The organism is Pseudomonas cremoricolorata DSM 17059 = NBRC 16634 (genome assembly GCF_000425745.1).
Classification (GTDB): Bacteria; Pseudomonadota; Gammaproteobacteria; order Pseudomonadales; family Pseudomonadaceae; genus Aquipseudomonas; species Aquipseudomonas cremoricolorata.
The window spans coordinates 187,603-214,270 of sequence record NZ_AUEA01000010.1; the positions used below are offsets into that span (position 1 = coordinate 187,603).

Annotated in this window: 19 protein-coding genes; 7 read left to right on the forward strand and 12 right to left on the reverse strand. The window is 66.5% G+C overall.

From position 1 onward, the window contains the following. Window positions 1-112: 112 nt before the first annotated feature. From cobG to H618_RS0113490, 6 genes are all read left to right on the forward strand, one after another. Window positions 113-1,438 carry a precorrin-3B synthase gene (gene cobG / locus H618_RS0113465; protein WP_028695557.1) on the forward strand — a complete coding sequence of 442 codons (1,326 nt, stop codon included), beginning with the start codon at window positions 113-115 and terminating at the stop codon, window positions 1,436-1,438. After that, the gene (locus H618_RS0113470) at window positions 1,431-2,057 is read left to right on the forward strand and encodes a precorrin-8X methylmutase (RefSeq protein ID WP_028695558.1); all 627 of its coding nucleotides are present in this window, start codon (window positions 1,431-1,433) and stop codon (window positions 2,055-2,057) included. Before cobG ends, H618_RS0113470 begins: the two co-directional genes overlap by 8 nt. Beyond that, on the forward strand, window positions 2,057-2,788 hold the full coding sequence (locus H618_RS0113475; RefSeq protein ID WP_028695559.1) for a precorrin-2 C(20)-methyltransferase: 732 nt from the start codon (window positions 2,057-2,059) through the stop codon (window positions 2,786-2,788). Before H618_RS0113470 ends, H618_RS0113475 begins: the two co-directional genes overlap by 1 nt. Continuing rightward, a complete protein-coding gene (cobJ, locus tag H618_RS0113480) occupies window positions 2,776-4,479 on the forward strand; it encodes a precorrin-3B C(17)-methyltransferase (protein WP_028695560.1) in 1,704 nt (567 codons plus the stop codon). The genes H618_RS0113475 and cobJ overlap by 13 nt, the downstream gene beginning before the upstream one ends. Before the next feature lie 226 nt (window positions 4,480-4,705). Then, a complete protein-coding gene (locus tag H618_RS0113485; RefSeq protein ID WP_154660661.1) occupies window positions 4,706-5,458 on the forward strand; it encodes a hypothetical protein in 753 nt (250 codons plus the stop codon). Between the two features lie 68 nt (window positions 5,459-5,526). Further along, window positions 5,527-6,168, forward strand: a complete 642-nt coding sequence (locus H618_RS0113490) for a hypothetical protein (RefSeq protein ID WP_028695562.1) — start codon at window positions 5,527-5,529, stop codon at window positions 6,166-6,168. An 8-nt stretch (window positions 6,169-6,176) separates the two neighbouring features. On the opposite strand, the gene H618_RS0113495 is transcribed toward H618_RS0113490, so the two are convergent. The 7 genes from H618_RS0113495 to prmA all read right to left on the reverse strand — a co-directional run bounded on the left by H618_RS0113495 (window position 6,177) and on the right by prmA (window position 16,108). After that, window positions 6,177-8,930 carry a hybrid sensor histidine kinase/response regulator gene (locus H618_RS0113495; protein WP_028695563.1) on the reverse strand — a complete coding sequence of 918 codons (2,754 nt, stop codon included), beginning with the start codon at window positions 8,928-8,930 and terminating at the stop codon, window positions 6,177-6,179. A gap of 135 nt (window positions 8,931-9,065) precedes the next feature. Continuing rightward, window positions 9,066-10,361 carry a phosphoribosylamine--glycine ligase gene (gene purD / locus H618_RS0113500; RefSeq protein ID WP_028695564.1) on the reverse strand — a complete coding sequence of 432 codons (1,296 nt, stop codon included), beginning with the start codon at window positions 10,359-10,361 and terminating at the stop codon, window positions 9,066-9,068. 163 nt (window positions 10,362-10,524) lie between these two features. Further along, the gene (gene purH / locus H618_RS0113505; protein WP_028695565.1) at window positions 10,525-12,132 is read right to left on the reverse strand and encodes a bifunctional phosphoribosylaminoimidazolecarboxamide formyltransferase/IMP cyclohydrolase; all 1,608 of its coding nucleotides are present in this window, start codon (window positions 12,130-12,132) and stop codon (window positions 10,525-10,527) included. 79 nt (window positions 12,133-12,211) lie between these two features. Then, entirely contained in the window at window positions 12,212-12,532 is a 321-nt protein-coding gene (gene fis / locus H618_RS0113510; RefSeq protein ID WP_008093076.1) for a DNA-binding transcriptional regulator Fis, read from the reverse strand. Beyond that, complete coding sequence (gene dusB, locus H618_RS0113515; protein ID WP_028695566.1) at window positions 12,529-13,542, reverse strand: tRNA dihydrouridine synthase DusB; 1,014 nt, start codon at window positions 13,540-13,542, stop codon at window positions 12,529-12,531. Before dusB ends, fis begins: the two co-directional genes overlap by 4 nt. A gap of 259 nt (window positions 13,543-13,801) precedes the next feature. Continuing rightward, on the reverse strand, window positions 13,802-15,193 hold the full coding sequence (locus H618_RS0113520) for a DUF3426 domain-containing protein (RefSeq protein WP_028695567.1): 1,392 nt from the start codon (window positions 15,191-15,193) through the stop codon (window positions 13,802-13,804). A 21-nt stretch (window positions 15,194-15,214) separates the two neighbouring features. Then, window positions 15,215-16,108, reverse strand: a complete 894-nt coding sequence (prmA, locus tag H618_RS0113525) for a 50S ribosomal protein L11 methyltransferase (RefSeq protein WP_028695568.1) — start codon at window positions 16,106-16,108, stop codon at window positions 15,215-15,217. A gap of 179 nt (window positions 16,109-16,287) precedes the next feature. On the opposite strand from prmA, the gene H618_RS21690 reads away from it, so the two are divergent. Next, window positions 16,288-20,202, forward strand: coding sequence for a dermonecrotic toxin domain-containing protein (locus H618_RS21690; RefSeq protein ID WP_050577314.1), 3,915 nt, complete (start codon window positions 16,288-16,290; stop codon window positions 20,200-20,202). Between the two features lie 54 nt (window positions 20,203-20,256). On the opposite strand, the gene accC is transcribed toward H618_RS21690, so the two are convergent. The 5 genes from accC to H618_RS0113555 form a co-directional block, all read right to left on the reverse strand. After that, the gene (accC, locus tag H618_RS0113535) at window positions 20,257-21,612 is read right to left on the reverse strand and encodes an acetyl-CoA carboxylase biotin carboxylase subunit (RefSeq protein WP_028695569.1); all 1,356 of its coding nucleotides are present in this window, start codon (window positions 21,610-21,612) and stop codon (window positions 20,257-20,259) included. Window positions 21,613-21,629: 17 nt separating this feature from the next. After that, window positions 21,630-22,088 carry an acetyl-CoA carboxylase biotin carboxyl carrier protein gene (gene accB, locus H618_RS0113540; protein ID WP_028695570.1) on the reverse strand — a complete coding sequence of 153 codons (459 nt, stop codon included), beginning with the start codon at window positions 22,086-22,088 and terminating at the stop codon, window positions 21,630-21,632. 93 nt (window positions 22,089-22,181) lie between these two features. Next, window positions 22,182-22,634, reverse strand: coding sequence for a type II 3-dehydroquinate dehydratase (aroQ, locus tag H618_RS0113545; RefSeq protein ID WP_028695571.1), 453 nt, complete (start codon window positions 22,632-22,634; stop codon window positions 22,182-22,184). A 178-nt stretch (window positions 22,635-22,812) separates the two neighbouring features. Beyond that, entirely contained in the window at window positions 22,813-24,591 is a 1,779-nt protein-coding gene (gene dsbD / locus H618_RS0113550; RefSeq protein ID WP_028695572.1) for a protein-disulfide reductase DsbD, read from the reverse strand. Window positions 24,592-24,678: 87 nt separating this feature from the next. Continuing rightward, complete coding sequence (locus H618_RS0113555; RefSeq protein ID WP_028695573.1) at window positions 24,679-26,640, reverse strand: methyl-accepting chemotaxis protein; 1,962 nt, start codon at window positions 26,638-26,640, stop codon at window positions 24,679-24,681. Window positions 26,641-26,668: the final 28 nt, after the last annotated feature.

Genomic DNA, 26,668 nt, shown 5'->3' on the forward strand with positions numbered 1-26,668 from the left:
ACCGGCCAGTGCGGGTCGCGCCGGCCTTCGACCACCGGCTTTTCATGCCGCCGGACAAAGCAGGCATAATACCGCGCCTTCCACGCCGAAGCGCTCCTTGACGATTACCGGAATGCCCCCTTTGAAGCAGGCCCCGCCCCTCGATGTCATTCCTCGCCCCTCGGCCTGCCCGGGGTTGTGGCGCATCGTTGCGGCCCGCGATGGCGGCATCTGCCGCATCAAACTGCCCGCAGGGCTGCTCTCGGCGGCGCAGGCCGACGCGGTGGCTGAGGCTGCCGAGCGCTATGCCGGTGGGGTGATCGAAGTGACCAACCGCAGCAATCTGCAGATTCGCGGCATCGGCGCCGACCACGCCGGCCTGGTCGAAGCCCTGCTGGCCGCCGGCCTCGGCCCGCGTCAGGCCGAAAGTGACGATGTGCGCAACCTGATGCTCAGCCCCCTGGCCGGCTACGACCCGCAGGCGCTGGTCGACACCCGGCCACTGGCCGCGCAGGTGCTGGAACTGCTCGAAGGCACTCCGGCCTTTCACCATCTGTCGGCCAAGTTCGCCCTGCTGCTCGACGGTGGCGAGGCCCTGGCGATGCTCGATCACCCCCATGATGTGTGGCTGTCGGCCTTGCGCCTGGACGGTCAGCTGTGGCTGGCCGTGGGCCTGGCAGGTTGCCCGGGTAACGCCCGGCCCCTGGCGGCGGTGCCTTACGCCGACGGCCTGAGCCTGGTGCGTGCGGTGCTCGAACGCTTCCTGGACCTGGCCAGCGCCGAGCGATCGCGGATGCGCCAGGTGCTGCTCGATTGCCCACCCGAGGCGTTCATCGATGGGCTGCAATTGCCGCTGCGGCGCGACCGCGCGGTGCTCGACTGGCAACGTCCACGCCAGGCCTGCCGCTGGTTGGGGGTGCTGGCACAAGCCCAGGGCAGCGCCCTTGGCATCGCCCCGCCACTGGGTCGGCTGACCCCGGCGATGCTGCGCGGCGCGGCGCGTGTGGCCCGCGAACAGGGCGATGGCAGCCTGCGCCTGAGCCCCTGGCAGAGCCTGCTGCTACCCAGTGTCGAGCCAGCTGCGCAAGACCGCGCGCTGGCAGCGTTGGGCGAGCTGGGGTTCATCTGCGATCACGCCCAGCCCCTGGCCCGGCTCACGGCCTGCACGGGCAGCAGCGGCTGCGCGAAAGGCCTGGCCGAGACCAAGGCCGATGCCCTGCAACTGGCCGACTGGCTTGGCCCACAGGCGCCGGCCAGCGTGCACCTGACCGGCTGCACGCGCTCCTGCGCCCTGGCCCATGCCGCGCCGGCGACCTTGCTGGCGCGTGCGCCGGGGCGCTATGACCTCTATCTGCGCGACCCGCGCGTGCCGGGCTTCGGTGCCTTGCGCGGGCGCGACCTTACCTTGAAAGAAGCAGGCGCCATGCTCGACCTGCCGACGGAGCACCTTGATGATTGACTACATCCGCGATGGTCAGGAGATCTATCGCAATTCCTTCCGCATCATCCGCGAAGAGGCGCGCCTGGAGCGCATCCCGGCCGACCTGGAGAAGCTCGCCGTGCGCGTGATTCACGCCTGCGGCATGGTCGAGGCGGTCGATGGCCTGCAGTTCTCCGAGGGTGCCGGACGCGCCGGACGCGAGGCGTTGCAGGCCGGTGCGCCGATCCTGTGCGATGCGCACATGGTCGCCGAAGGCATCACCCGCGCGCGCCTGCCAGCCGACAACCGGGTCATCTGCACCTTGCGCGACCCCAGCGTGCCGGGGCTGGCGAAAGCGGCGGGCAACACCCGGTCGGCGCTGGCTTTGGAACTGTGGCGGCCGCACCTGGAAGGGGCCGTGGTGGTCATCGGCAACGCCCCCACAGCGTTGTTCTACCTGTTGGAAATGCTCGATGCCGGGGCGCCGAAACCGGCGCTGATCCTTGGTTTCCCGGTCGGTTTCGTCGGCGCCGCCGAATCCAAGGCGATGCTGGCCGCCGACAGCCGTGGCGTGCCCTTCGTCATCATGCAGGGCCGCCTGGGCGGCAGCGCCATGGCGGCTGCTGCGGTCAACGCCCTGGCCACGGAGGTGGAATGATGCAGGCCCGTGGACGTTTGCTCGGCCTGGGCGTAGGCCCCGGTGACCCGGAACTGATCACCGTCAAGGCCTTGCGCCTGCTGCGCGAAGCGCCGGTGGTGGCGTACTTCGTCGCCAAGGGCAAGCGTGGCAATGCCTTCGGCATCATCGAAGGGCATCTGCACGCACAGCAAACCTTGCTGCCGCTGGTGTACCCGGTGACCACCGAAGTGCTGCCGGCGCCGCTGTCGTACGAGCAAGTGATCAGCGACTTCTACGACGAAGCCAGCGTGCAGGTGGCCGAACACCTCGACGCCGGGCGCGATGTGGCGGTGATCTGCGAGGGTGACCCGTTCTTCTACGGCTCGTACATGTACCTGCACGACCGCCTGGCCCAGCGCTATGAGGCGCAGGTGATTCCCGGGGTCTGTTCCATGCTCGGGGGCGCCTCGGTGCTCGGCGCGCCGTTGGTCTACCGCAACCAGAGCCTGTCGGTGCTGTCCGGGGTGTTGCCGGGCGAGGAGCTCAAGCGTCGCCTGGCCGATGCCGATGCCGCCGTGGTGATGAAACTTGGGCGCAACCTGCCCAAGGTGCGCCAGGTGCTGGTGGAGTTGGGCCTGGACCAGCGCGCCTTGTATGTCGAGCGGGCGACCATGGGCAACCAGAAGATCGTGCCGCTGGCCGACGTCGACCCGCAGTCTTCGCCGTATTTTTCGTTGATCATCGTGCCGGGGGAAAAATGGCAGGGGTAACCCATCGCGCACCGGCCATCGTCGTTCTCGGTGCTGGCAGCCTGGACACCGCCCGGCGTCTGCAACAGCTGTACGGGGCCGGGCAGATCCATGGCCTGCGCGGGCGCGTCGAGGGCGTCGAACAGCTGTACGACGGCTTCGCCGATCACCTGCGCGCGCTGTACCAGGCCGAGACGCCGATCATCGCCCTGTGCGCCGCCGGCATCGTCATTCGCAGCCTGGCCAGCGTGCTCGGCGAGAAGGACAACGAGCCACCAGTGCTCGCGCTGGCCGAGGATGGCAGCGCGGTGGTGCCGCTGCTCGGGGGCCTCAGTGGCGTCAACCAGATGGCACGAGAGATCGCTGCGCACTTGCACGTGGCGCCGGCGATTACCACCAGCGGCGAGCTGCGCTTCGGCACCTGCCTGCTCAACCCGCCCAGCGGCTACGTGCTCGATGACGTGGAGCAGGGCAAGCGCTTCGTTTCCGACCTGCTGGCCGGCCAGACCTTGCGCGTCGAGGGCGACGCGCCGTGGCTGAGCGAAGCACGACTTGCGACCAGCGAACACGGGCAACGCATTTTGAGCGTCGGCTGGCAGGCGCGACCGGCCAGCCGCGACACGCTGTCGATCCACAGCCGCTGCGTGCTGGTGGCCGTGCGCAGTGGCCTGGTCGACCTGCCTGCGCAGGTGCGCCAGGCGCTGCACGCGGCGGGCAGCGCCGAGCAGGCGCTGGGTTGCCTGCTGGCCGGTGACACCGACATGGCTGACGCCACCTTGCATGAAGCGGCGAGGGTGCTGGGCGTACCGCTGCGCTTTGCGCCAGCGGCGGCCCGCCTCGAACAGCTGATCGAACAGAGCCTGCCGGAGGCGCGCATCGTGCTCGACGGTGCCTTGCCGGTGGCGGTTGCCCCGACACCGCTGCGCGCCGAGTGCATCGGCCGCGCTCGCGGGCGTCTGGCGGTGATCGGCCTGGGCCCTGGCGCGGCAGACCTGATGGTGCCGGCGGTCAAGGCCGAGCTGGCGCGCGCCGAGGATGTGCTGGGCTACGAAACCTACGTGCGCATGGCCGGGCCGTTCCGTGACGATCAGGTACTGCACTGCACCGACAACCGCGAAGAAATGCAGCGTGCCCGGCATGCCTTCGAACTGGCCGCCGCAGGGCGCTCGGTGGTGGTGGTGTCGTCGGGTGATCCGGGGGTGTTCGCCATGGCCGCGGCGGTGCTCGAGGCGCTGCACGAATCCACCGACCCCACCTGGCAGCGGGTCGAGCTTGAGGTTCTGCCCGGCGTTTCCGCCTCGCTGGCCACCGCTGCCTGGGCCGGTGCACCGCTGGGCCATGATTTTTGCGTGATGTCGCTGTCGGACAACCTCAAGCCCTGGTCGATCATCGAAACCCGGCTGGATCTGGCAGCTCAGGCCGATTTGGTGCTGGCCTTCTACAACCCGATCTCCAAATCCAGGCCATATCAGTTGGGTCAGGCGCTGGAGGTGCTGCGTCGACACCGTGCGGCGGATACGCCCGTGGTGCTTGGCCGCGATGTCGGTCGCCCGGGGGCCACGCTCAAGGTGGTCAGCCTGGGCGAGTTGCAACCGAGCATGGTCGACATGCGCACCATGGTGCTGGTGGGCTCATCGACCACCTGCGTTTTCCCGCGTGCCGATGGCGGCCAGTGGGTCTACACCCCGCGCTGGTACCCGCAGCGACCCTGAAGCGAGGAAGCCCTTCACGCTGTCGAGCCTGGCAGCGTGATTCCTAGAATCAGCGCCCACCCGCGCCGGGTGGACTGACTTCAGGAGACACATCGTGAGCCTTCCGCCAAAACCGCCTGCACCGCTGACGCCCGCTTCAGGTGTAAAACCGCCACCTTTGACGCCCCCTGCACCGGGTGTCAGACCAACCCCGCCCAGCACGGCACTGCCCGGAACACGGCCTGCTGTGCCTGGCCAGACACCGCCTCCACCGGCGGTGAAACCTGCGCCGGGTGTCAAACCACCACCCTCTGCGACCTCGCCGACCGCTGCTGACACCGCGGCGCTGATCGACAACGTGGTCAGTACCTTCCGCGCCGGCATGAGCGCGCAGAACCGTCAGGATGCGCAGAACAGCTTCCAGTTCGCCGCCCTGGCCGCCAGCGTTGAATTCGATCGCAAGCAGCAGCGCGAACAGTGGTTCGACCGCATGGTGGAGATCCTGCGCACATGCGGTTGGTCGGTGCAGCAGCGCAGTTACGAAAAGGAAACCGCGTCCTCTACCTCGATCACCGTCGGTGACGTGGCGCTGCGGGTGTTCGGTGTGGTGGGCCGGGCGGTGCTGGGCGGGCCGATCGGAGATGCGCTGGGGGCACTGGCGGCACAAGCGTTCGACGGCCTCAGCGTGATGACCAAGGACGTCGAGGCATTCCTGGCGAAAAAGCATGATTCGCTCAAGGGCCTGACCGGCATCGTCGGCTGTGTCGAGAGCGAGGGCGTGCTGACCATGGTCATCAGCGCCGTCGATGCCAAAGCCCCCGGCAACGATCTGGACGTGCTGGGCATCAACGTCAAGCTCGCAGGCAGCGAGTACTACAAGGGCTCGGCGGTGCTGGTGCTCAACGCCGGGCTGTACGGCCAGGTACGCGAGCATATTCTCGGGCAGTTGGGCGAGCACACCGTCAAGGGTGTGCTGAACATCACCCTGCCCAAGGCCTGAACCCTTCGCAGCCGTTCTTCCCATCAACCATTCCCGCAGCCCGGTGATGTGCTGCGGCGGAGGCGTGCATGACTACTTCAAGCGCTGCGCTAGTCGCTGGTAGCGTGGTTTCCTTCATGGCCCAGGTGCCTTCTGCCCATCGAGAGTCGGTGATGTTGGCCTTGCTGATGGCCGAACACAGCGCCGCCACGGCCATGGAGCAGGGCCACGGCATCGATTGGCTGGAGTTCTATCGCAACCAATTGCGTTACTACGGTTGGGATGCGACGACACCGAAACAGGTGCATTGGCCGGACTCGCGGCGTGATGAGCTGCGCGATGACGCGTTGCATGCCATCGGCAAGATCGCCGGCGAACGGCATGTCGAGGTGATGAAGCTGGCCTATGTCGGGTTGCGCGAGCAGCCCCCTACGTTGTTGCAGTTCGAGCAACGCGCGCTACAGGCGGGCCATTTCCGTCTGTTGCCGTGTGCGCCGGCCGGCGCCAATCGGGTCGACATGGTGCTGTGTCACGAAGCGTCTGAGGCACGGCATCTGACCTCGGGCTTTCTCTTCCGCCAGCGACGCCAGAGCGAGGTCAGGGCAGAACTGGTGCGCTTCAACGTGCGCCTGTTCGACCAGACATTCAGAGAAAAGGTGGAACGGGCCCTGGCGAAGATTCAAGGCAAGCAGATCGCCCGCTTGCGCCTACCTGAGCTGCCGAGTGGTTGAGCCTTCGTTCAGGACGCCCGTACGCCCTTGGCCGCCCAATGCTGGATCAGCTCACGCAATTGCGACAGCTCGACCGGCTTGGCCATGTGCCCGTCCATGCCCGCCTGTCGCGCCCGCTCCTTGTGCTCGCTGAGGATGTGCGCGGTGAGTGCGACCACCGGCGTGCGAGTGCGCTGGGTGGCCGCTTCCCACTCGCGCAGTTGCTCGGTGGCGGAAAAGCCATCGAGCACCGGCATTTCACAGTCCATCAGCACCAGGTCGTAGTGTTGGGCCTTCATCGCCTGCAACGCTTCATCGCCGTTGCTGGCAGTGTCCGGCTCCAGGTTGAGTTTGCCGAGCATGCCGCGAATGACCTTGGTCGAGATGCTGTTGTCTTCGGCGACCAGAATGCGGAAATCGCTGGGCAGCTCCAGTGGCGTCGGCGTGGTGCCGGGGGGCAGCGCTGCGGGGTGCTCGCGACCGCGCTGGGCCAGCTCCTCGGCGAGGGTGGTCTTGAGCGTGTACCCGGCCACCGGCTTGGCGAGGATGCGCTTGATTCCGGCATTGCGCGCGATGATCTTGCTCGGGGCATTGCTGATGCCGGTAAGCATCACCACCAGAATGTCGTGGTTCAGGCTTGGGTCTTCCTTGATCTTGGTCGCCAGCTGTATGCCGGTCATCCCCGGCATGTTCTGGTCGAGCAGCACCACGTCGAAGTAGTCACGCAAGTGCGCCTTGGTGCGCAGCAGCGCCAGGGCTTCCTTGCCCGAGGCCACCGCGCTGACGTTCATGCCCCAGGCCGTGCATTGCTGCACCAGCACCTTGCGGCAGGTGTCGTTGTCGTCCACCACCAGCACCCGCGCTTCGCGCAGCGAGCCGTCGAGGTCGGTGGCCGGCTGCTCCAGGCGGGCCGGATCGAGCGGCAGGGTCAGCCACAAGGTGTTGCCCGGAGCGCCCCCGGCCTTGATGCCGAATTCGCCCTGCATCAGGCCAATCAGCTGCTTGGCGATGATCAGCCCGAGATGACCGCCCAGCTTGTTGCTGGAAAGGAAGTGCCGGCTGTGCAGCTCGGCCTGCAGCAAGGCTTCGCGCTCGGTGAGCGGCATGCTCTCGCCACTGTCCTGCACGCTGATGCGCAGACGCGGACCCTCGCTGCGCGAATCCAGCGCGGTCATCAGCAGGATTTCGCCCTGGGCGGTGTTCTTCAGCGCGTTGTCCAGCAGGCTCGACAGCGCCTGACGCAGGCGCGTCGGGTCACCACTGATGACCTGCGGCACCTGCGGATGGGTGAAGCTGATCAGCTCGATGTTCTGCTGCTCGGCCTTGGCGCGGAAGATGTTCAGGCAGTCTTCGAGCAGGGCATTGAGGTCGAACTGCACATCGTCCAGCTCGATCTGCCGCGACTCGAGCTTGGAGATGTCGAGGATCTCGTTGATCAGGGTGAGCAGTTCGTTGCCGGCGCTGTGGATGGTCTGCACGTAATCGCGTTGCTTGACCGACAGCGGGGTGCCGAGCAGCAGCTCGGTCATGCCCAGCACGCCGTTCATGGGGGTGCGGATTTCATGGCTGATCTTGGCCAGGAACTCGGCCTTGGCGTTGACCTCGGCATCGCTCGCCGCCAGCGCCCGGCTGGCGCGGAAACGCTCTTCGCTGATGCCGCGCAGGCGTCCGCCCACCGCCAGGTTGAGCAGCAGCCCGCTGAGCAGGGTCAGCCCCAGCAGAATGAACAGCAACCACGGCGTGGGGGTGCGAGTCAGCCCCAGCAGCGCCGGCAGCAGCACCAGGCCACCGGTGCAGAACACCAGCATCGCCCAGGTGAACAGGCGGGCCGGGGCGTAGCCGCGATGCCAGTGGTAGATGCCGATGGCCAGCATGCTCAGGCTGCTGACGGCGAGCAGGGCATAGGTGGTCAGGTTCAGCGGCAAGGTATCGATGAACAGCAGCACCAGGCCGCTCAGGCCGGTCACGACGATCTCGACCTGCAGCAGGCGCGCCAGGCGCGGTTCGGCGCAGGGCGCGAAATAGTGTTGGGTGAAATACAGCCCGGCCATGCCGGCGAGTACCAGCGTCAGGTAGGCCGCCGGGGTCTGCGCGCTGTGCCAGATGTTCCACCACGGCCCGCTGAGGTTGAGCAGAATCAAGGCACTGAGCAGCATCAGGCCGTGGTACAGCGCCAGGGTCAGCGCCGAGCTGGAACGCGCATTGGCGAAGCGCACCAGGTTGTCCAGGATGAGCATCAGCATGCCGCCGAACAGCACGCCGAACAGCAGCGGCTGGAACTGCTCGGCGGCAGCGACCGCAGCCGGTTCCAGGCTGATGGCGGGGCGCAACTGATGTTCCGAAACCAGCCGCAGGTAGACGTCTACCGGGCGTGTGCTGTTGGGCAGTGGCAATACATGGTCGCTGCCGCGCAGGGTGGGGCTGCTGTCTTCACTGTGCAGGCCATGGTGCAACTGGCGCAGCAGCCTGCCGTCCTCCAGGGCGTAGAGGTCGAGGCGGGAAAGATCGGGGGCGAAGATGCGCACCAACTGTTCCTGCTCGCCGGGTTCGAGCCGGTAATGCAGCCATAGCGCCTGTTCAGGCATCGCGGCATCGAGCTGGTCGAGTTGCAAGGGGGCGAACTGGTTGCGATAGCGCTCTGAGCGGACATCGCTCAGTTGCAGATTGGCCTGCTCGTCGAGCAGCACCGACCAGCCTGCGCCGTCGTCGGCCTGGGCCGGCAACAGGCAGAGCAGGGTCAGCAGGCTGACGAACAGGGCAATGGCAATCCGAAGCCGACGCAAGACGAAATCCCTTCCTAGCTCAGAGGCCGGACGGCCATCAATAGTGGCGCCGGCGAACCAACACAAGGGCCGCAAGGGCCCGGTCGGCACGCCGCAGGTCGCGCCAGCCAAGGCTGCGCGGCGCTGCGAGGGTGCTCAATCGTGGTGCTCGCCACGTTCGCGGGCGATGGCGCGGTAACCGATGTCGGTACGGTAGAAGCTTTCTGCCCAGCTCACCAGCCCGGCCAGACGATAGGCATTGGCCTGGGCATCGGCAACCGACTTGCCCAGCGCCGTGGCGCACAGCACGCGACCACCGTTGGCGACCACCTGACCGTCCTGCAAGGCGGTGCCGGCGTGGAACACTTTGCCATCGAGCTTGGCGGCGGCGTCCAGACCGTCGATCACCTGGCCTTTGCCGTAGTCACCGGGGTAACCACCGGCAGCCAGCACCACGCCCAGGCTCGGCTGTGGATTCCACTGCGCTTCGACCTTGTCCAGCGCCTTGGCGAAGGCCGCTTCCATCAACAGCACCAGGCTCGACTCCAGACGCAGCATGATCGGCTGGGTTTCCGGGTCGCCGAAGCGGCAGTTGAATTCGATGACCTTGGGGTTGCCTGCCTTGTCGATCATCAGCCCGGCATAGAGGAAGCCGGTGTAGACATTGCCTTCCTCGGCCATGCCACGCACGGTGGGCCAGATCACCTGGTCCATCACCCGCTGGTGCACCTCGGCGGTGACCACCGGCGCAGGCGAATAGGCGCCCATGCCGCCGGTGTTGGGGCCGGTATCCTGGTTGCCGACGCGCTTGTGGTCCTGGCTGGTGGCCATGGGCAGCACGTTGTGACCATCGACCATGACGATGAAGCTGGCTTCCTCGCCGTCGAGGAACTCCTCGATCACCACCCGCGAACCGGCGTCACCGAAGGCGTTGCCGGCGAGCATGTCGCGCACCGCGTCTTCGGCTTCCTGCAGAGTCATGGCGACGATCACGCCCTTGCCCGCAGCCAGGCCATCGGCCTTGATCACGATCGGCGCGCCTTTCTCGCGCAGGTAGGCCAGCGCCGGCTCGATCTCGGTGAAGTTCTGGTATTCGGCGGTGGGGATCTGGTGCCGCGCCAGGAAATCCTTGGCGAAGGCTTTCGAACCTTCCAGTTGGGCGGCCGCCTGGGTCGGGCCGAAGCAGTCCAGATTGCGGCGACGGAACAGATCGACCACGCCCGCCACCAGCGGCGCTTCCGGGCCGACGATGGTCATCTGCACGTTGCTTTGGGCGAAGTCGGCAAGCTGCTCGATGTCGGTCACGCCGATGGCGACGTTCTCGCACTTGGCCTCGATGGCGGTACCGGCGTTACCCGGCGCGACGAAGACCTTCTCGACCCGCGGGTCCTGCGCGACTTTCCAGGCCAGCGCGTGCTCACGACCGCCGCTGCCAATGATCAAAACTTTCATTACAGGCTCCTTCGGAGAAGCTACGAGCTGCAAGATTCAAGAAAAAGCGCTTTGCGTTTTCCTGCACCTATCAGCTCGGGGATTCATGAGGCTGCGGCTGCAAACCCAGGCGACTCGGCCTGCACGCGCTTGCAACTCGCAGCTTGAAATTTGCCGCTCAAGATCAATGGCGGAAGTGGCGCATACCGGTGAATACCATCGCAATGCCCGCTTCGTCGGCAGCGGCGATGACTTCGGCATCACGCATCGAACCACCCGGCTGAATCACCGCGCTGATACCGACCTTGGCCGCGTTGTCGATGCCGTCGCGGAACGGGAAGAAGGCGTCGGAGGCCATCACGGCGCCCTGCACCTGCAGGCCAGCATGCTCGGCCTTGATCGCGGCGATGCGCGCGGAGTTGACCCGGCTCATCTGCCCGGCGCCGACGCCGACGGTCTGGCGGTTCTTGGCGTAGACGATGGCGTTGGACTTGACGAACTTGGCCACTTTCCAGGCGAACACCAGGTCATGGATTTCCTGCTCGCTCGGTGCGCGCTGGGTGACGATCTTCAGATCATCGGCGCCGATCATGCCGATATCGCGGCTCTGCACCAGCAGGCCACCGTTGACCCGCTTGAAGTCCCAGCCGCCAGCACGCTCGGCCGGCCACTGGCCGCATTCGAGCAGACGCACGTTCTGTTTGGCCGCAACCACTTCGCGGGCCGCCTGGGAAATCGACGGGGCGATGATCACTTCGACGAACTGACGCTCGACGATGGCCTTGGCAGTTTCGCCGTCCAGTTCACGGTTGAAGGCGATGATGCCGCCGAACGCCGACTCGCTGTCGGTGGCGTAGGCCAGGTCGTAGGCCTTGCGGATGCCGCCATCTTCTTCCGGCACCACCGCCACGCCGCACGGGTTGGCGTGCTTGACGATGACGCAGGCCGGCTTGACGAAGCTCTTCACGCATTCCAGCGCAGCGTCGGTGTCGGCCACGTTGTTGAACGACAGTTCCTTGCCTTGCAGCTGGGTGGCGGTGGAAATGCTGGCTTCACCCTTGTTCGCTTCGACGTAGAACGCCGCGCTCTGGTGCGGGTTCTCGCCGTAGCGCATTTCCTGAGCCTTGACGAACTGGCTGTTGAAGGTGCGCGGGAATTCGCTGCGATCTTCGGTGCCGAGGGTGTCGCGGGCCTGATCGATGGTGCCCATGTAGTTGGCGATCATGCCGTCGTAGGCGGCGGTGTGCTCGAACGCCTTGAGCATCAGGTCGAAGCGCTGGGCGTAGGTCAGGCCGCCGGCCTTGAGGCTTTGCACGACGCCTGCGTAGTCGCTGGCGTTGACCACGATGGCGACATCCTTGTGGTTCTTCGCCGCCGAACGGACCATGGTCGGGCCACCGATGTCGATGTTCTCGATGGCGGTCGGCAGGTCACAGCCGGGCTTGGCGATGGTCGCTTCGAAGGGGTACAGGTTGACTGCCACCAGGTCGATGGGCTGGATACCGTGTTCGGCCATGATGGCGTCGTCGGTGCCGCGACGGCCGAGGATGCCACCGTGGATTTTCGGGTGCAGGGTCTTGACCCGGCCGTCCATCATTTCGGCGAAGCCGGTGTAGTCGGCCACTTCCACCGCGTTCACGCCGTTGTCCTTGAGCAGCTTGTAGGTGCCGCCGGTGGACAGGATCTCGACCCCGAGCTGCTGCAGCTCACGGGCGAATTCGAGGATCCCGGTCTTGTCGGAGACACTGATCAGGGCGCGGCGAATCGGCAGGCGGGTAGTCTGGTCGGTCATTTCGGATTCCATAACGCGGTGGAGTCAGCAAAAAAGGCGTCTCCGTTCGGGAGCCGCCTTTTCTGGTTGGGATTCTGGCTTAGAGCAGATCGTATTGCTTGAGCTTCTTGCGCAGGGTGCCGCGGTTGAGCCCGAGCATCTCGCTGGCTTTGGTCTGGTTGCCCTTGACGTAGTTCATCACGCTTTCCAGCAGCGGGGCCTCGACTTCGGAGAGCACCAGGTTGTACACATCCGTGACGGTTGCGCCTTCGAGGTGGGCGAAGTAGTTGTGCAGCGCCTTCTCGACGCTGTCGCGCAGGGTCTGACCCTCTTCGCTCGGCGTGTTGAGGTGCTGTTTGAGGTTGGCGTTGTCGCTCACGGGCGTTGTTCCACTCACTAATGTCTCGGTCATCATGGTCATGCGGCCACCCCTTGTTCGTCCTCTGTGCCAAGGCTCTGTCGACGCTCCTGAAAGTACGCGGCAACGTCATCGTGCTGTGCCTGCGGGTCTTGCAGTGCGTTGAACCGGGCGCGGAATTCCTTGCCGCCGGGTCGGGTCGCCAGATACCAGCCCACATGCTTGCGGGCTATGCGTACGCCCATCACCTCGCCATAGAACGCATGCAGCGCGCCTAGGTGCTCCAGCAGGATGCGTTGCACTTCGTCCAGAGTCGGCGCCGGCAGATGCTCGCCGGTGCGCAGGAAGTGTTCGATCTCGCGGAAGATCCACGGCCGGCCTTGTGCAGCACGGCCGATCAGCAGGCCATCGACACCAGTGGCCTGCAGCACGGCACGGGCTTTTTCGGGCGAGGTGATGTCGCCATTGGCGAACACCGGAATCGACACCGCCTGGCCGATGGCCGCGATGGTGTCGTACTCGGCGTCGCCGGTGTACAGGTCGGCCCGGGTCCGGCCATGCACGGCCAGGGCCTGAATACCGGCTTGTTCCGCGATCTTCGCCACGGTTATGCCGTTCTTGTTCGCCCGGTCCCAGCCGGTGCGAATCTTCAAGGTCACAGGGACGTCCACCGCGCCGACGACGGCGTGGAGAATGTCGTGGACCAGGCTTTCATCTTTCAATAAAGCAGAGCCTGCGGCTTTGTTGCAGACTTTTTTCGCCGGGCAGCCCATGTTGATATCGATGATCTGCGCGCCGGCCTCGACGTTGGCCCGGGCCGCAGCCGCCAGCATCTGCGCATCGCCCCCGGCGATCTGCACCGAGCGCGGCTCGGGATCACCTTCGTGGATGCGGCGCAGACGTGACTTGCGGCTGTTCCACAGGCTCATGTCGCTGGTGACCATCTCCGACACCACCATGCCGGCGCCCAGGCGTTGGCAAAGCGTACGGAAAGGCTGGTCGGTGACCCCGGCCATGGGCGCAAGGATCAGGTTGTTCTTCAGTGTGTAAGGGCCGATGCGTACCGCCGACATAGGTGTTCCCTGTTGTGGGGCCGAATCATTGGAGTTCGAAAAAGGGTGGGCATGATACCCGCTCTCGATGACTGGATAAAGATGGAGTTGGATAAAATGTGAGCAGTTGGCCGGGGCCAACTGCCAGCGGCAAGTTGCAAGCTTCAAGCGACAAGCGGCTCTGCTTTTCTCTTGCAGCTTGCAGCTTGCAGCTTGCAGCTTGCAGCTTGCAGCTTGCAGCTCTCAGCTTCCGTGCCGAGCAGCCGCAGCGCAGCAGCGGCTACTCGGCCCGAAAGCTGAGGCTGTAGTTCACCGCCTTGGGCCCAGGATCGAGGATGTCCAGGGCGATGTGGATCGGCGTCTGGCTGGGCATGTCGCCGCGTCCGGCCAGCTCGCCCGACAAGTATTCGCTGGGCTTGAAGCGGCGGCTGGCGATTAGCTGGCCGTTGAGGTCGGCGAAGCGCAGTTCCAGCTGCGGGAACGGCTGGCTGAACGGCGCGCGGTTGTAGATGATCGCGTCGACGATCAGCGCGCCCTTGAAGTCCGGATGGCTGCGCACCACCAGGTTGCTGCTCTTGATCCGATCCACGTCGATGCGGGTCGGTACGCTGCAGCCGAACATCGGGCAGACCTGCTGGAACAGCGGCCGGTAGCGGTCCTGGCGGGCCAGTCCGTCGAAATGGTAGATCACGTACTGCGCGCCCAGGCCGGCCAGGGCCAGCAGGCACAGCAGCCCCCACAGCAGGCGGCGGCCCCAGCGCGGTGGCTCGGGTTGCCAGTCCAGCTGCAGCGGGTCATCGAGCACATCGATCAGCGGTTCCTTGTAGGCGCCGCGGCCCGGTCGCGCGGCGAGGCTGGGCTCCAGGCGCTCGCCGTCGCTGTCGTGTTCATGCAGCCGTTCGCCATCCTCGTCGTCATGCGCCGACAGGCGGTCGCGGGCGGGGGTGTCGTCCAGTGCGCTGAGTCCGGCTGTGGCCTGCGCGGCATCGTCGCGCTCAAGGCGCCCCAGGCGCGGCTCCTGCTGCGCGTCCGGCGAGGGCGCCAGGCCCAGCGGCTGGTAGGCGTCAGCGGTGTGCAGGCCCAGGGTCGGTTCGGTGCGTGCTCGAGCCTCGTCCGGCGCCTCGAGGGCGTCGTCTTCGTGCAGGGTCGGCACGGGCGCGAAGGGCACTTGCGGCTCCTCCGGGTGCGCCTCGGTGGCGGTGCCGAACGGCTCGTGTGGCTGATCGTCGAGGCTGTGATCGTCACGCCGCGCCTGCAGCGGCGCCGTGCCTTGCGCGGCTTCGTCAGGGCGCGGCGGGTGGCGGCGTTCTAGGCTGGCCAGGGCCTGATCGAGGTCGAGGGCATCCAGCGCCAGGGTGGTGGCTTCCCAGTCGGCCTGGGTCGGCCTGGCCGGGGCCACTGGCAGCGGCGGTACGCTGACCGGGCTCGGCGCGCTGCTGCTGAGGTCAGCGACCGAGGCCTGTTCAGCGGCCCCAGCGGCGAGCGCCAACGGCGCTGCCAGGGACGGGTCGAGGGTCGCCGCCTGGCTTTGTTCGAGCAACTGCCGGGCCGCGTTGAACACGTGCAGGCAATGGCCGCAACGGACCACACCGCGGGCCACGCTCAGCTGCTGGTGGGTGACCTTGAAGCGCGTCTGGCACTGCGGGCACTGGGTGACGAAACTGTCGGTCATGCGGCGATCCGGGGGAGGGAGTTAGACGGAAGTGGCGACGCGCCGGCGGCCACTGATACGCACCCAGCCATCGCGCTCGACGATCGGGTCGAGGTCGAAGGCCTGGGCATACGCAGCGGCCACTTCCTCACCCTGTTCGGCGAGGATGCCCGACAGCGCCAGCAGGCCATCTTCGCGCACCAGCGTAGCCAGCTGGGGCGCCAGCGACACCAGCGGTCCGGCGAGGATGTTGGCGACGAGTACGTCGGCCTGCATGGCCGGCATCTGCTCGGGCAGGTAAAGCGCCAAGCGCTGCTCGGCGATGCCGTTGCGCCCGGCGTTGTCGCGCGAAGCTTCCAGCGCTTGCACGTCGATGTCGGTGCCTACCGCCTCACGGGCGCCGAGCAACAGGGCGGCAATGGCGAGAATGCCCGAGCCGCAGCCAAAGTCCAGCACCTGAACGCCTTCCAGCGCCTGGCCGTCGAGCCATTCCAGGCACAGTGCGGTGGTCGGGTGGGTGCCGGTGCCAAAGGCCAGGCCGGGATCGAGCAGCAGGTTCACCGCGTCGGCCTGCGGCGCTTCATGCCAGCTCGGCACGATCCACAGGCGCTCGCCGAAGCGCATCGGCTGGAATCCGTCCATCCAGCTGCGTTCCCAGTCCTGATCTTCGATGACTTCGGCCTGGTGCTCGGGCAGCGCGGCGCCGGTCAGCAGTTGCAGATGCGCGAACACCGCCTGCGGCTCGGCCTCGGCCTCGAACAGCGCCAGCAGGTGGGTGTTGGACCACAGCGGCGTGGTGTTGAGGTCGGGTTCGAAGATCGGCTGGTCTTCGGCATCCATGAAGGTCACGGATACTGCGCCCACTTCCAGCAGCGCATCTTCGTAGGTTTCGGCTTGTTCCGGGCTGATGGCCAGACGTACTTGCAGCCAGGGCATGGCGGGCACCTTAGGGAAATCGATGGGACAGCCGCGTGGGCTGTGCAAAGCGCGCAGTCTACGCCAGGCGCAGGGGAATGTGGAGCACGCAGGGCAACGCCTCTCAGCAATAGATAGCGCCTTTAGAGGCGGTGCGAGGCGCAGCGTTGCCACCCCGTCCATCACCCGGAGCATCCGCTGTGAGCACCTCCACCACCCAGACACCGACCCCCACCGCCAACGCCGTTCTGCTCGACCACCTGCTGGCCTGGTCGGCCGAGCTCGAACCGCGCCTGCGCGCGCAACTGAGCCTGCTCGAAGTGCTCGAAGAGCACATTGGCGTCGAGCTACGCACCCATTACGCCGGGCCGATCGACCCGCGCCTGGTGCAGGATCTGCTCGATGCCGCGCTGCAGCGGCATATCAGCCAGCAACCGCTGACCTTCGACCCGGCGCTGCATGCGCCGTGGCGCTGGGAAGGGCAGGCGGTCCAGGAGATCGACCAGCAGCGACGCGAGACCGTCGAACTGCTGATCGAGAGCATCGGTACACGCCTGCTCGACCACTACCACGACTACCTGACCCGTCACTGGCAGACAGTGCCCGATGACCTGCCCGCGCCCGACGACTATCGCCAGCGCCGCGATGCCTGGCTGGCAGCGCACCAGGCCGAGCTGAATACGGCGTTGGCACCGGCAGCACTGGCCGAGTTATCGATTGCCGAGGTTCGCGCTGCCATCCATGCCCTGGAGCGAGCCTGGCACGAGCAGAACGCGCTCATCTGCCTGGCCAGCGCCGATGAACGTGCAGCGCTCGATCGACTGGCCCAGGCGCAACTGCCCGATCGGCTCAACCCGCTGGACGCAGCCGAGCATGCCCGCCTGCAAGACGCCCGCGACCTGTGGCGCGCCGCCCAGATGCAAGCACGGAGGTTACTTTCAGGGGTAGCCAGTCTGCACGAGCATGCCCGGCAGATCGCGGCTGATTACCTGGCCGAGCAGTTCGATATCCAGCTGTCGCCCGACCTGATCCGCGTCGAGCTCGGCAGCCGTGAGCATCCGCAGCTACCGCCCCTAAGACGCAGCCTCAGCGAGCTGGTCGCAGGCGGTGCCCAAGAGCTGGACCTGCTGTATGAACTGCGCGCGGTCAGCAGCGTCGTGCGCCTGAGCGCCGCGCCCAGCGCCGACCAGGTGCAACGGCTGGTGCGCGAGTGCGATGGCAGCGCCGGCTACCTGGCCGCGGTGCAGGCCCGGCATGCCCAGAGCGAGGTGCGCCAGGCGCTGCTGGATGCGGCAGACCGGCAATTGCGCTACAGCGCCTTGCGTGGGGAATATGCCGGGCACCTTTCGACGGCCCTGCATGAGCAACTGCTGGCGGCACTCGAGCAGCCTTCGGCGCAGGTACACGTCAGCAGCCTGGAGGTGTTCGATGCGCCCTGCAGCGACTTGCTGGTCTTCAGCTTCAATGACGATCGAGGCGAGACTACAGCGCTGGCGCTCTATGCCCCCGGCAAACCCGATGGCCAGGAATGGATCATGCTGCCCTCGGCGCGGGCGCTGAGCGCCGAGCTGGGGCAGTGGCTGGGCAGCGCCGCCGGGCGTCACTACCTGCTTAGCCAACTGCCATTCGACCAGCGCCAGCGGCTCGGCGCGCGTCTCCAGCAGGTGCAGGACGCGCCCGCACAATGGCCCTTGGACGGTGATCTGCGCAGCGCCACCGGCGACTACTCGAGCGCCTTGCAGCGCGGCCTTCAGGCCCGCCTGCACAGCCGCGAGGCGCAACTGGCACGCACTGTCGCGCCGCACTGGTATGGCGCCGCAAGCCTCGACGAGCGCCGCGCCATCACCCATCTGCGCCAACGCGCCAGGCTGGCCGAGCAGGCCTTCGCCAGAGGCCTGGGCGGATACCCGAGTTTTCATGGCTACGCGCGCAAGGCGGTAGGCGAGGCCATCGCGCCGTATCTGGCGAGCAAGGGCCTGAGCGAGGCGGTCGATCCGGAGTCGATCATCATCGATCTGAACCCTTCGCTGGGCGATGGCCCGCTCGAGTCGATCAACCTGATCGATCTGGTGTGCTTCGGTTACGACGACAACAGCGGCATCGACCACCCAGAACGCGGCGTGCGCTCAGCGCTAGGCCAGGACCTCTCGGCCCTGCGCAGCGCAGATCTGGCGCGCTATGCGCGGCGTGCCTACCTCGGCGAGCAGTACGTGGCCGAGGTGCGGGCCCGCTACCTGGCCGCCAGTGGCGCCGATTACCGCCCGCATCAGCTACGTTTCGCCGGCGCGGTGAGTGCCGGGATGGAGCGTGACCTGCGTCTGGCGCTGGCCAGTGGGCAGCTGCAACGCAGCAGCTACGAGCGCTTGCTGGAATTGATCAGCGAACTCCTGCGCCTGGCCCCGGATGACCTCGACGATTCGTCATCGGAGGCGGTGCTCGACCGCGCCGGCGTGCTGCGCCTGCGCGTGGCGGGGGCGCCGATCATCGGCTGTTATGTGTTTCGGCTGATCGGAGAGGGCGCCGCTGAGGACTGGCTGTACACCGCCGATGCGCCCGATGGCGTGCTCTGGCGCCCCTATGCGCGGCTCGCGGCGGCGGCAGGCGCAACGCTGAGCGATTATCTGCTGACCCGCAGCCGGCTGGCCCAGCGTGGCGAGGTCGAGCGGCAGTTGCGGGCGCTCGCGGGGAATCAGGCGCATCTCGACTCGCTGCGGCTGATCGATCTGGTGGTCAACCTGCCTCGCGAATTCGATCGTTTCGTCGAGCATGGCCTGGCCGATGTCGACGACGCCACTCACAGTCGCGCCGAGGTGATCCGCGGCCAGGTCATCAAAGGGCTGTTGTTCGCCGCTCCGCTGAGCCTGGTCTATCCGCCGTTCGCCGCGCTGCTCGGCGCCTGGTTCGTGGTGGCGCCGCTGCGCACGGCGGTCATCGCCCACACCCGGGGCGATACGGCGCGGGCGCTGCAAGCCTGGCTGGAAGCCTCCTGGGCTGCACTGAGTGGGCTGGCGTCCTTGCCCGGCGCCAGCCTGCGCGCGGTCAGGCCGCTGCTGCAGGGCACGCGCCGGGTGGGCGCCAGGGCGCGGGTGCACGTCACTGCGGCCAGCCGCCCGGCGGCGCTGGAGTTCGATCGCCGCTGGGCGGTGCCGCAGGTACCCGATCAGTTGCAGGCGGTGCATGAACCGGGTATCTGGCTGGGCACCTGGCGTAGCGCGGCGAGCACCGAGGTGCCTGGTGTCGAGCATTTCATTCGCCACCAGGGGCGTTATTTCAAGGTCGATTACGATTCGGCCCAGCACACTTTGCGCGTGTTCAAGGCCAACTCGCCAGGCAGCTTGCATCGCCCGGCCGTGCTGCGCGGCGCCGATGGACGATGGCTGGCCAACAGCCCCGGCTTGCGCGGTGGCGCGCCGCTGGAGGACGCCGGGCGCATCACCTCGCCGCGCCAGGTGGCCCTGGGCGAGGGCGCGCCGGACAACCTGCGCGGGGCGCTGCAAGGCGAGGCGCTGGTGGCGCGGCTGAGCGAGTCGAGCGACGACGCCTACCTGTTCACCCTCAATGCCCAGACCTGCGTGGCCGTGTCGCTGTACAACCCGGCAACCCAGGCCGGCGCGGTGATTCATCTGGACCACAACATCAAACCCCTGATCGAGCAGGCCGTGCGCGAGGTGCTGGTGCGTATCCGTGGCGAGGGCAGCAGCCCGGTGCGGGCAGTGATGGCCGGTGGCGACTGGCTGGGCGGGCAGGACATCGGCGGCCCGCTGCGCGCGGTGCTGCGCCAGAACGGCGTTCGCCCAAGCTGGCAGCACTGGTCGTATTCCAGTTGTCTGGGCAACACCTACGGCCTGACCCTCGACCTGCGCAGTGGGATGACGCGGGTCTACTCGATGGATGCGCAGTTGGTGGAAAGCGTGCTCGACCCGCTGATGCGCGTCGCCCAGCGCGGTGCCGGCGGCGCCTTGGCCGAGCGCGCGCGGCGGTTCATGGCGCGGGTGCGATCCGAGCCGTTGTATCAGGGCAGTGATGGCCTGGTGCGCAACGCTGCCGGGCAGGTGCAGAGCGCCAGTGCCTATCGGCCGCACGGCCTGGCGCTGGTCGATCTGTCTGGCGGCTGAAATGAAAAAGCCCCGGCAGGTGCCGGGGCGTTTTCTCATCGCAGTAACGCTCGATCAGTCCTGGTTGGCCAGTTTGTGCTCGAGGTAATGGATGTTGACGCCACCTTTGCAGAAACCTTCATCACGCACCAGGTCGCGGTGCAGCGGGATGTTGGTCTTGATGCCGTCGACGACGATCTCGTCCAGGGCATTGCGCATGCGCGCCATGGCTTCGTCGCGGTCCTTGCCGTAGGTGATCAGCTTGCCGATCAGCGAGTCATAGTTCGGCGGAACCGAATAGCCGCTGTACAGGTGCGAATCGACCCGCACGCCATTGCCGCCCGGCGCGTGGAAATGCTTGACGGTGCCTGGGGACGGGATGAATTTCTTCGGGTCCTCGGCGTTGATCCGGCATTCCAGCGAGTGACCACGAATGACCACGTCTTCCTGGCGAATCGACAGCTTGTTGCCAGCGGCGATGCTGAGCATCTCCTTGACGATGTCGATACCGGTGACCATTTCCGACACCGGATGCTCCACCTGCACGCGGGTGTTCATCTCGATGAAGTAGAAGCTGCCGTTTTCGTAGAGGAACTCGAAGGTGCCGGCACCGCGGTAGCCGATTTCGATGCAGGCATCGACGCAGCGCTTGAACACTTCCTGACGGGCTTTTTCATCGATGCCCGGGGCCGGTGCTTCTTCCAGCACCTTCTGGTGGCGGCGCTGCAGCGAGCAGTCGCGGTCACCCAGGTGAATGGCATTGCCCTGGCCGTCGGACATCACCTGCACTTCCACGTGACGTGGGTTGGTGAGGAATTTTTCCAGGTAGACCATCGGGTTGCCGAAGGCCGCACCGGCTTCGGTACGGGTCAGCTTGGCCGAAGCGATGAGGTCTTCTTCCTTGTGCACCACGCGCATGCCACGGCCACCGCCGCCGCCTGCTGCCTTGATGATCACCGGATAGCCAACCTGGCGAGCGATCGCCAGGGCGGCGTCTTCGTCTTCGGGCAGCGGGCCATCGGAGCCCGGTACGGTCGGGACGCCGGATTTGATCATGGCGTCCTTGGCCGACACCTTGTCGCCCATCAGGCGGATGGTGTCGGCTTTCGGACCGATGAAGGCGAAACCGGATTTTTCCACCTGCTCGGCGAAGTCGGCGTTTTCCGCGAGGAAGCCGTAGCCTGGGTGAATGGCGGTAGCGCCGGTCACTTCGGCGGCCGCGATGATCGCCGGAATGTGCAGGTAGGACTTGTTGGACGGTGCCGGGCCGATGCAGACCGACTCGTCCGCCAGACCCAGGTGCATCAGTTCACGGTCGGCGATGGAGTGCACGGCGACGGTCTTGATGCCCAGCTCTTTGCAGGCACGCAGGATGCGCAGGGCGATTTCGCCACGGTTGGCGATCAGGACTTTTTCGAGCTTCGCAGACATCGTTGGCTCTCCGCGATTCAAACGACGGTGAACAGCGGCTGGTCGTACTCAACCGGCTGACCGTCTTCCACCAGGATGGCATCGATCACGCCGCCGATGTCGGCTTCGATGTGGTTCATCATCTTCATGGCTTCGACGATGCACAGGGTGTCGCCTTTCTTCACGCTCTGACCGACTTCAGCGAAGTTCGGCGAGGTCGGCGAAGGCTTGCGGTAGAAGGTGCCGACCATTGGCGAGCGAATCACGGTGCCCTTGAGCGCCGGAGCGGCCGCTTCGGCGGCTGGCGCGGCGGCGACAGGTGCAGCGGCCACTGGCGCTGCGGCCGGAGCCGGGGCTGGAGCGTAGAACTGCTGGGCAGCCGGGGTCTTGCTGTGACGGCTGATGCGGACGGACTCTTCGCCTTCCTTGATCTCCAGCTCGTCGATGCCAGACTCTTCCAGCAGCTCGATCAGTTTCTTGACTTTACGGATATCCATTAAGCAACTCCCAGGATTCGGTCGGGGGTGTAGGGTAAAAACGTTCGCTGACGTTTCTTCGAGGCCCCGGCGCAAGGCCAGGGCTTTGGGTCATCAGGGCTGTGCGTTGGCAGCCAGGTGTTCCAGCGCGGACTCCAGGGCCAGGCGGTAGCCAGTGGCGCCCAGGCCGCAGATCACGCCTACGGCAACATCGGAAAAGTAGGAGTGATGACGGAACGGTTCGCGTTTGTGCACGTTGGACAGGTGCACTTCGATGAATGGGATGCTCACCGCAAGCAATGCGTCACGTAGCGCGACGCTGGTGTGGGTGAACGCCGCCGGGTTGATCACGATGAAGTCGACGCCCTCGTCACGGGCTGCGTGAATACGCTCGATCAGTTCGTACTCGGCATTGCTCTGCAAATGCTGCAGGTGATGGCCTGCGGCACGCGCACGTTGCTCCAGGTCCTGATTGATCTGGGCGAGGGTGGCAGCGCCATAGTGGCCTGGCTCGCGGGTGCCCAGCAGGTTCAGGTTGGGGCCGTGCAGGACCAGTAGGGTTGCCATCGGTGGTTCCTTGGTTTTGTAGGGCAATTCGACATAGCGCGGCGACTATGCCGTAAACCGACCTTGAGTGTCCAGTTCCCAGCAATAGACAGCACGATGTCCGAGGTTCGGGAAAAGTATGTGACTGAATGCCTGGATTTGGTCACTCAACGCGACACGTTGCCAGCAGCAGGCATGCTCAAGGCTTCAAGATCGTGTGCACACGCGACAGGACCTCGGCGAAATCGCCGACGTTGATCTCGCCAACCACCCGCTCGGCGCGCACTTCCTCGCCGTTCGCGGCAAAGAACAGCAGGGCAGGTGGGCCGAACAGGCCGTAGCGGTCGAGCAGTGCGCGCTGTTCGGCGTTGCTCTGGGTGATATCGAAGCGCAACAGGCGGAACTCGCCGAGCGAGCCTTGCACGCTGGGCGCGTTGAGCACTTCGTGTTCGATCACCTTGCAACTGATGCACCAGTCGGCGTACCAGTCGAGCAGCACCGGACGGCCCTCGGCCTTGGCCGCAGCCAACGCCGCATCCAGCGCTGCCGGGCTGCTGATGGTTTGCCACTGAGTGCCGGGCTGGGCGGCGCCGGCCACCGCTGGCGTTGCGCCGGGCAAGGGTCGCAGCGGGTCGCCCTGGCCGCTGAGCGCGCCATACCAGCAGGCCAGCGCGTAGCTCAGCAGCAGCAGGCCGAGCAGTTGCGCCAGGCGTTGGCGCGGGGTCTTCACCCCCCACTCGAGGGTGCCGAGGAACAGTGCAACGCCGGCGGCCAGCAGGCCCACCAGCAGCAGCGTCAGCGGGCCAGGCAACACGCGGCTGAGCAGGCCGATGGCCAGGCCCAGCAGCAACACGCCAATGGCGTTCTTCACGGTGTTCATCCACGACCCGCTTTTCGGCAGCCAGGCCGCGCCACCGGTGGCCACCAGCAGCAGCGGCGCGCCCATGCCTAGGCCCAGGGCGAACAGCTTCAATGCCCCGCCCAGCGCATCACCGCTGGCGCTGATATACAGCAGGGCACCGGCCAGGGGCGCCGACACGCACGGCGACACCAGCAGGCTCGAGAGCACGCCGAGCACCGCCGCGCCCAGCAGCGAGCCACCACGCGTGCGGCTGGCGACGCTGTCGAGGCGGCTGCTCAGCGCCTGCGGCAGCTTGATTTCGAACAGGCCGAACATGGCCAGGGCAAACACCACGAAGAACAGCGCGAAGGGCACCAGCACCCAGGCCGATTGCAGCTGCGCCTGCAAGTTGAGGCTGGCGCCGAACAGGCCCATCAGGGCACCCAGCGCGGCGAAGCTGGCGGCCATCGGCAGCACGTAGGCCAGCGACAGTGCCAGACCGCGCGCGCCACCGACCTGACCGCGCAAGACCACCCCCGAGAGAATCGGCAGCATCGGCAGCACGCAGGGGGTGAAGGTCAGGCCAAGTCCTGCGAGGAAGAACAGCAGCAGCGATTTCCAGTTCCAGCCCTGTTCGCTTGCCGCCGCCGCCGTGCTCGGCGCGGGGCCATCACCGGGAATCTCCAGGCGCTGGGTCTGAGGCGGGTAGCACAGGCCCTTGTCGGCGCAGCCCTGGTAACCCACCAGCAGGGTGAAGGCGTGGCTGGCGCTGGCGGGGCGCGGCAGCTCGATGTCGAGCACGCCGTGGTACACCTCGACATCGCCGAAGAATTCGTCGTGCTTGGCCTCACCTGGTGGAATCAGCGCTGCGCCCAGCGCGACGTCGGCCGGTTCGCTGTGGAACTGGAAGCGGTGCTTATAAAGGTAGTAACCGTCGGTGGCGACGAAACGCACGGTGATCGACTGGGCGTCAGCCTTGACCAGGCTTAGCTGGAACGCTTGCTCGACCGGCAGAAAATCGGCCTGGTTGCTGCTGGCAGCGGCGCCGAGGGTGGCGCTGGGGCGGTTGTCGAGCAGCCCGGCGGCGAATACCGGTGTGGTCAGCAGCAGACATAACAGGAAGAACAGGCGGCGCATGACGGACTCGCTAGGCAAAACGTGCGCGCATCATAGCGGACTTGTACGGTATCGGCATTGGCGTGGGCCGAATGGCCGCACCTCGCCTCACACGCGAAATGCCCGCACCGCCGTATTCAGCTCACCGCCCAGGCGCAACAGTTGGCCGCCTTGTTCACGGCCTTCGCCGATACGCTGCAAGTTGTCATTGCCCAGTTCATGAATTCGTTCGCTGTGGTCGCGGATTTCGCTGACTGCGCCGCGCTGCTGCGCGGTGGCATCGGCAATGCGCACGGCGGTGGCGGCGATGGTGTCGATGGCGCGGACGATCTCCTCCAGCGCGCCATCGGCGGCCTCGGCCTGGCTGGCGGTGCTGCGGGCATGCTCGAGTTGCGTACGCATGCCCGCCACCGATTGCCGCGCAGCCTGTTGCAGGCGATCGATCAGGCTCTGGATTTCCCCGGTAGCGCCGGTGGTGCGCTGGGCCAGCGAACGCACTTCGTCGGCGACCACGGCAAAGCCGCGGCCCATTTCCCCGGCCCGCGCCGCCTCGATGGCGGCGTTCAGCGCCAGCAGGTTGGTCTGCTCGGCAATCGAGCGGATGACCGTCAGCACGCCGCCGATGGTGGCCGATTCCTCGGCCAGTTGTTCGATGCTGCGGGCATTGCCCTGTACTTCATCGACCAGCGTGCGCAGCCCCGACAAACTGCTGCCGATCACTTGCTGGCCGTGTTGCACGGCGCGCCCGGCATCGTGCCCGGCGTTGGCTGCGGCGCTGGCATCGCTGGCGACCTGCACGATGGTGGTCTCCAGCTCGCCCAAGGCATCGCGGATCTGCGCGGTGTCGCTGGCCTGGCGTTCGGCACCGTCATGCAGGGCGCTGCTCATGTCGGCCAGGGCGTGGCTGCTGCCGCCGACCTGTTCGGCATGATGGCGCAGGGTGCCGACCAGCTCCACCAGGTACTGGCGCAGGCGGTTGAGCGAATCCTGAATGTCGTGCAGTTCGCGGTTGGTACGCCCCAGCGAGATGGTCTCGGCGAAATCACCTTCGGCCCAGCGCGACAGCGCCGGCGCCAGATTGCTCAAGGTCCGCGCCATGCGCCGTTGCAAGGTGTCGATCAGCACCGCGATGAGCAGAATCACCGCGATCATCAGCACTTGCAGGGTGCGCACCTCACCCTGGATCTGCCCGTGCAGGCCACGCACCTGCGGCTCCAGCGCGGCGATCGCCTGCTGCACCGCGTCCAGGTGCGTTTGCGTGCTGGCCGACAGCGCCGTGCGCCGCTCGATCTGCTCGCGGGTGCGCTGCAATTCCGCAGGATAGCGTCCGAGCAGGCTGTGCAGCTGGCGCTTGAGGTCGACGCCGAGGTCTTCCGGGGCTTTCTGCGCCTCGCTCTGCAAGCCCATCAAAGCGGCGAAATCATCGCCGCTCGACTGCGCTGGCGCAGTGACGCCGAGCAGCGCCAGGGCATCCAGGCGCTCGGCCTGGGCATCGATCTGCTGCAGCTCGCGCTCGACTTCCGCGGCCAGCTCGGCGCGGCCGCTGCTGACCAGTTTGTCCCGCGCAAGCGACAGCCGCGCCAGGTGCACGGCAGCCTCCAGCAGCGGCGCGCGGTAGCGGTCGGCAAGCGCCGCGTCGCTGCCGTCGGCATAGCGTGCGAGCTGTTCGAGGTTGGCGCCCAGCTCGCGCTCGGCTTGCAACAGCAGGGCCTGGGGATCGCCCGCCAGCTTGCCGGCGGCCAGCAGGTCACTGCCGGCAAAGGCCTGCAATTGATCGAGGCTGGGGTGCAGGGTGTCGGCCAGTTCGACCGGCCAGGCGGCCAGTTCAGTCTGAAGCTGTTCTGTTCCCTGCACGGCAGCGGCATGGCGCAAGGCATCGCCGCTGGCCAGGTACGCTTGCACGTTACTCGCCACACCGCTCTGGAACTGCTGCGCCAGGCCCAGGTAGCGCTCCATCATCTGGTAGGGGCGTTGCAGCGCCTGCTGCGACCACCACAGTGTCGCGCCGAGGGCGATACACACGGTTACCAGCAGCAGGGTGTTGAAGTTGGTCAGCAGCTTCAGACGCATGGCCGCGCACTTCCAGCAAGGGATTGGT

Excerpts from the sequence above, each read along its gene's own strand:
- cobJ (WP_028695560.1), top strand. The coding sequence starts at position 2,776 with ATGGCAGGGGTAACCCATCGCGCACCGGCCATCGTCGTTCTCGGTGCT.
- accB (WP_028695570.1), bottom strand. The coding sequence starts at position 22,088 with ATGGATATCCGTAAAGTCAAGAAACTGATCGAGCTGCTGGAAGAGTCT.
- prmA (WP_028695568.1), bottom strand. The coding sequence starts at position 16,108 with ATGCCCTGGCTGCAAGTACGTCTGGCCATCAGCCCGGAACAAGCCGAA.
- dusB (WP_028695566.1), bottom strand. The coding sequence starts at position 13,542 with ATGTCGGCGGTACGCATCGGCCCTTACACACTGAAGAACAACCTGATC.
- accC (WP_028695569.1), bottom strand. The coding sequence starts at position 21,612 with ATGTCTGCGAAGCTCGAAAAAGTCCTGATCGCCAACCGTGGCGAAATC.
- H618_RS0113520 (WP_028695567.1), bottom strand. The coding sequence starts at position 15,193 with ATGACCGACAGTTTCGTCACCCAGTGCCCGCAGTGCCAGACGCGCTTC.
- purD (WP_028695564.1), bottom strand. The coding sequence starts at position 10,361 with ATGAAAGTTTTGATCATTGGCAGCGGCGGTCGTGAGCACGCGCTGGCC.
- aroQ (WP_028695571.1), bottom strand. The coding sequence starts at position 22,634 with ATGGCAACCCTACTGGTCCTGCACGGCCCCAACCTGAACCTGCTGGGC.
- H618_RS0113470 (WP_028695558.1), top strand. The coding sequence starts at position 1,431 with ATGATTGACTACATCCGCGATGGTCAGGAGATCTATCGCAATTCCTTC.
- cobG (WP_028695557.1), top strand. The coding sequence starts at position 113 with ATGCCCCCTTTGAAGCAGGCCCCGCCCCTCGATGTCATTCCTCGCCCC.
- dsbD (WP_028695572.1), bottom strand. The coding sequence starts at position 24,591 with ATGCGCCGCCTGTTCTTCCTGTTATGTCTGCTGCTGACCACACCGGTA.
- H618_RS0113475 (WP_028695559.1), top strand. The coding sequence starts at position 2,057 with ATGCAGGCCCGTGGACGTTTGCTCGGCCTGGGCGTAGGCCCCGGTGAC.
- purH (WP_028695565.1), bottom strand. The coding sequence starts at position 12,132 with ATGACCGACCAGACTACCCGCCTGCCGATTCGCCGCGCCCTGATCAGT.
- H618_RS0113490 (WP_028695562.1), top strand. The coding sequence starts at position 5,527 with ATGACTACTTCAAGCGCTGCGCTAGTCGCTGGTAGCGTGGTTTCCTTC.
- fis (WP_008093076.1), bottom strand. The coding sequence starts at position 12,532 with ATGACCATGATGACCGAGACATTAGTGAGTGGAACAACGCCCGTGAGC.
- H618_RS0113555 (WP_028695573.1), bottom strand. The coding sequence starts at position 26,640 with ATGCGTCTGAAGCTGCTGACCAACTTCAACACCCTGCTGCTGGTAACC.